Annotated in this window: 4 protein-coding genes; 1 reads left to right on the forward strand and 3 read right to left on the reverse strand. The window is 38.3% G+C overall.

All coding sequences use genetic code 11. The annotated features are described in order from the left end of the window. Window positions 1-427 precede the first annotated feature (427 nt). Both mobV and HT688_RS10905 read right to left on the reverse strand, forming a co-directional pair. Window positions 428-1930 carry a MobV family relaxase gene (gene mobV, locus HT688_RS10900; protein WP_023937738.1) on the reverse strand — a complete coding sequence of 501 codons (1503 nt, stop codon included), beginning with the start codon at window positions 1928-1930 and terminating at the stop codon, window positions 428-430. A gap of 406 nt (window positions 1931-2336) precedes the next feature. Next, window positions 2337-2624 (reverse strand): hypothetical protein, encoded by a 288-nt coding sequence (locus HT688_RS10905; RefSeq protein WP_078373521.1) that lies wholly within the window; start codon window positions 2622-2624, stop codon window positions 2337-2339. 64 nt (window positions 2625-2688) lie between these two features. Between HT688_RS10905 and HT688_RS10910 the strand changes: the two genes are divergently transcribed. Continuing rightward, window positions 2689-3147 (forward strand): hypothetical protein, encoded by a 459-nt coding sequence (locus HT688_RS10910; RefSeq protein WP_000733562.1) that lies wholly within the window; start codon window positions 2689-2691, stop codon window positions 3145-3147. Between the two features lie 173 nt (window positions 3148-3320). Here HT688_RS10910 and HT688_RS10915 read toward each other — a convergent pair whose 3' ends face one another. Continuing rightward, the gene (locus tag HT688_RS10915; protein ID WP_000715517.1) at window positions 3321-4130 is read right to left on the reverse strand and encodes a replication initiation protein; all 810 of its coding nucleotides are present in this window, start codon (window positions 4128-4130) and stop codon (window positions 3321-3323) included. Window positions 4131-4680: the final 550 nt, after the last annotated feature.

Raw genomic sequence — 4680 nt, forward strand, 5'->3', positions numbered from 1 at the left:
AGTGAGTTCATCACGCTAAACGAAAAGCACCCTGTCCGCCAAGACTTAGGGTGCTTTTTTGCGCTAGCTACAACACACTAGCGTTCGTGAAAAGTGACACTATTTCTCGTTGTCATCGAAGCGCTTTTCAATCCACTTCATCCCATAGGCTTTCCCCAACTCGTACGCTAAGGGCAACACTACTCGGACAACAACAAGAAGAGTAATGAGTTCTAACAAGCTAAACACCTCCTTTCGAAGGCTTAGTGCCAGAATATTGCTATTATACCATGTCCGCTTGCTTTATTCCATGGTCTATTTGACAACAAGGAACCTAGGTCGTTAGTCTTTGGTTTGTCGGTCAGCTGAACAAAGTTCAGACTGAACCGCCTTAACCAGTCTAACTTGACCTAGCTTATTGTCAAATAGCTTTCACGGCATAAATCGCTCAGATACTCCGCCCTTTTGTAGGCTCATGTCTTTTCCTAGACAGTTCTCGTGTCTCTCTTAAGTTTTCTAAACGCTTATTGAGGCTGGTTACTTCTTTTTCTGTTATGACTTCAGAAAGGTCATCTAAGAGATTTTTAGAAACTTTCAACTCCCTGTTTTCTAGCTTTAATGCTTTGTTTTCAGTCTCTAATTGCTGATTTTTCCATTCTGCATGAGATAGGCTATTTTCAAGCCTACTCTTTGCTTCTTTCATGCCTGCTAGTGCATTTCTAAGTAACTCATTTTGATTGACCGCCTGCTCCAGCTTCTCTACAACATCAGACACAAACGTCTTCAGTCGTCCAACAAAATCCGAAGTAAAATTAAAGCCATCGCCAAACAGTTTAGGAGTAGCATTTTCTAATTCTTCCTGCAACTCTTTGGCAACTCGACGTCTATCTAAATCTCTATACGAAATTTTCGATAAGTTACTTGATTGTTCCACCAAAAGTTGCGTTTTTTCTCTATGAGCTCTCTCCAGACGAACCACATCATCGCTCAGACGCTTAGAATCGCTTTTTAACCCCTTTATTTCCTCCTGACGACTATTTACCTCAGAATTTAACTCAGATAGCTCTGAGAGCCTCTCAGAAGCCTCAGAATCGATTTTACCGTATTCGTCAATCTTTTTCTCAAGGACACCCTCTAAACGTCCTAAATCTGCCCTTAAATCGTTTCTATGAGTGTCTAGCCATTTGAAACGCTCTTCCAACGTCGCTTCTCGGATGTTAAATGTCACGTCTGAATCTGCAAACAAAGAACCTATGTCCTCATAATCTTGAATTTCTGACATTGTTGCAGGTCTACGTTCTTCCGTATGCCAATATTTTGGCGCTCCTAAATCTAGCAATTCCTGATTAAGAGCTTCACGCCCCATTTTTTCCTTGTAGTCCGCCACACTCAAATGCTGTTCTTTGCTATCTCGCTTTCCACGTTGCAACTCAAAACCATGCTCATTCATGTACTTTGGCAAATCTTCCTGAATATGCTTTAGCTCCTCACGGTTAAACATAACCTTTGATGACAGCTTACCATTTCTCATTGGCACAATCCCTAAGTGCATGTGTGGGGTACTCTCATCAAGATGTACACTGGCATAAGCAACGTTGGTTTCTCCGTAATTCTCCGCGAAGTAGTTTTTAGCCGTTTCAAAAAATTTTCTCGTCTGCTCCTGGCCCAACTTTTCAAAAAAATCTTTATCTGACGTAATAATCCATTCATCACACAAAACAGCGTCTTTCCGTATCCCACGTTTAGAACTCTTGTTCTCGTTCACATAGTCCTTAATTTGCCGTTCATACGACACAGAGCGGTCACGATCCGTCAACTCATAGTTGAGGTGTGACCTGCTCGTGTCGATGTCTTTGTTTGAGTGCTTTTCAAAAATCCGTTCATTGTGCTTATATGCGCCACCCAAATTCCCAACTTTCATTTTCTGCATTCTCGCAACCATGTAGCTCATAACTTTTACCTCCTCAGGTGGGTCATTCGAGTAGCGAATGACAGACGAGCCGGCAAGCCTATTGCTCGTCTATTGTGATAACATTCTAGCTAGAATTTTAGCACAAATTTCGGCTAACTTCCATGTAAAGTATAACGCACTATACTTTACTTCGTAAAAGTGCGTTCTCCGAAGGCTCTTGCAGAGAGCTAGTCCGCCCACTTTATGCCAGGGCGAACTACAAAAAAAGCCCTCGAATCGCAAGGGCATTTTTTCAAAATGACAGTCGGACGGCTTCGCTATTGTCCGACCAAAAAATCAAAGTAAACATAGTTGAGAAAATTATCTCCATAGGAAACATTGATACTATCAACTCCACACATCCTACATAGACAGTTTCCATTATATTTTTTAATATTCTTCAAAACTATATCTTATACAAATTATTTAATCTTTCTAACTCTAATACATTCATACATACTTCTACTCCAGTAACTCCCCCCTTACTATGAATAACCCCACAAGAAAACACAATCCTCTCCTTACTCAAAATATTTGACAACACTACTAATGATTCTAAAATATAATCCTTTATAATAATAAAACTATTATTTTCATCCTTAGCAAACTCTATAAATCCAATATCCTTACACCTATCACCAAGATGAAACCTAAGTGATTTCAAAAAATAATCAAAAAAAACATCACCCTTCATAGAAAACCCTTTCATTTTTTAAAATATTCTGATATAATCATACAAAAAATAAAGGAGAACTACCATGAAAAAACTTATTTTATTTATAACTACCTTTCTCACTCTTCTTTCATTTACTGTTACAACATATGCCGAAACTCCAAAAGCAAACCAAATCACCCCATATTCTACTGCAACTGGAAATGGTGGAGTTTCCAAAATAGAAATTTATGATAACCGAAGTAGAGCATGGTGGTACGCACGACCTTATACTAAAAGCTCTTATCAATTCTCTGGAGGAGTTCGTATTACATTAACAAATGGCCGTACCTTATATTACCCGGTAAGCGGTCAAGGTAGGGCAGGACAATCAGTTAGTGGTTCAATATATGTAAGCGGAAAAATAAAAAGAGTAACTTTTACAGGTGTAGCTTACGGCCCTGGTGGAATACAAATAGCACTTCCTCAATCAGAAACAAATAATTACAGTAGTGGTGGTTCAGGGATGAGCATACCGAACCCTGAAATTCTATACGAAGAATAATTCACTAACAAGAAAGAGACTGGGACAAAATTGTCCCAGTCTCTTTAAATTTCATCAACATCGAGCTGCTTTTTCATCTCAATAGCATCTTTTTACTCATAAATTAGATATAAACAAGTGTTTTCCATGACAGTTACAACCATTTGAACCATACTTAGATTTTTGAACAGTGCTTAATCTAAAAAATCATAAATATCTGTCTGTCGACTTCTTTCTTCAGCTTGCTTGATTATCTCTGCAGTTGGTACTTGTCGATTATCAGTAATCTGCATTTCATAGCCTATGACCTTTCGGCCATTTTTAACTACGTTTAGATAAACATCTACCCCTAATTTTTTCTCTAGCTCTTCTGCCCCAACTTTCAGACAGTTCCTTGCAAAGATTGCAGGGGGCATTCTTCTCTCTTCCCCTAAAAACCAATCTTGCCAATCGTCTAAATCTCCTTGAATGGTTGTGACACGTTGATTTTTAAAGCGATTTGCTTCCCACAATTTCATCAAAATAATGGCATACTTTGATTTGATTTGAGCTAACTCTGCCAATTTGAACGAGAAGAACTGGCTACGTAAAGCAAATACGTAAGGCGCAGCATCTTCTGAAAAGATAAATTCCACTTCGCCATTAGCTAAGAATTTAATTTTTCTAAATAACTGGGTCATCAATATCCCTTTAACGCCATTCTCAACGATTGGCAGATATAACGCAGTGTTTTCGTTTAGGGCTTTAAAGCCACGTGCCACACGCTCATAGTTTTTCCCTGAAGCGTTCAATCCAAAGTGCTTCAGCACCTCTTTTGCATTTGTCGTAAATGTATCTGTTGCAGTGCTTTCTTTGGTCACATAGCTAAAACAATAGTCCAGTAGCTTATGTTCAAAGGCTTTTAAATTCCCAAAGGCTTTGGCTAGGTCATTCGCTTGTACTACTAGATAATCTTGTCTAGACATCAAGCCCTCAAACGCATTTTCTGACTTCCCTTTTTTCATGGCTTAACCTCACGTACTTTTTTGTCATAAATGATTATATAATATTACATGACAAACTTCAAGTAATTTATTACTTTTTTGTCATGTATCACGTACTTTTTTGTCATGTATCACGTACTTTTTTGTCATGTATCACGTACTTTTTTGTCATGTATCACGTACTTTTTTGTCACTTATCTCCTCGCAAACCCTTGATAATACTGACTTTTTGACACCCCCAAAGTATATATAAAGTAAGTTATAAAGTAAGTATGAAAGTAACTCCTTTAGAAAAAATCCTTCATTTTTTTTTAATTTTTCAAAAAAAAAAGACCCTATCGGGCCAATCTCTTAAAAATGCATCCGGGGTCTTTACAGCTCGAAGCTGAAGGCAGTCCCACACCCGACACAAAATAGTGCCCTTTGAGCTATCCGTTTCCAGTTGCCCGACCTATAAAGAGATTCACGCCACCGACCGTATCGCTGAGGCGCCTCAATTTGATTATATCACAAATGTCTATTTTTGACACCCATTATAAAACTATGTTATAATTTAATCAACAACAAGAGT

The sequence above is a fragment of the Streptococcus sp. 1559 genome (assembly GCF_013276735.1).
Taxonomy (GTDB): Bacteria; Bacillota; Bacilli; order Lactobacillales; family Streptococcaceae; genus Streptococcus; species Streptococcus pseudopneumoniae.

Excerpts from the sequence above, each read along its gene's own strand:
- HT688_RS10905 (WP_078373521.1), bottom strand. The coding sequence starts at position 2,624 with ATGAAGGGTGATGTTTTTTTTGATTATTTTTTGAAATCACTTAGGTTT.
- HT688_RS10910 (WP_000733562.1), top strand. The coding sequence starts at position 2,689 with ATGAAAAAACTTATTTTATTTATAACTACCTTTCTCACTCTTCTTTCA.
- HT688_RS10915 (WP_000715517.1), bottom strand. The coding sequence starts at position 4,130 with ATGAAAAAAGGGAAGTCAGAAAATGCGTTTGAGGGCTTGATGTCTAGA.
- mobV (WP_023937738.1), bottom strand. The coding sequence starts at position 1,930 with ATGAGCTACATGGTTGCGAGAATGCAGAAAATGAAAGTTGGGAATTTG.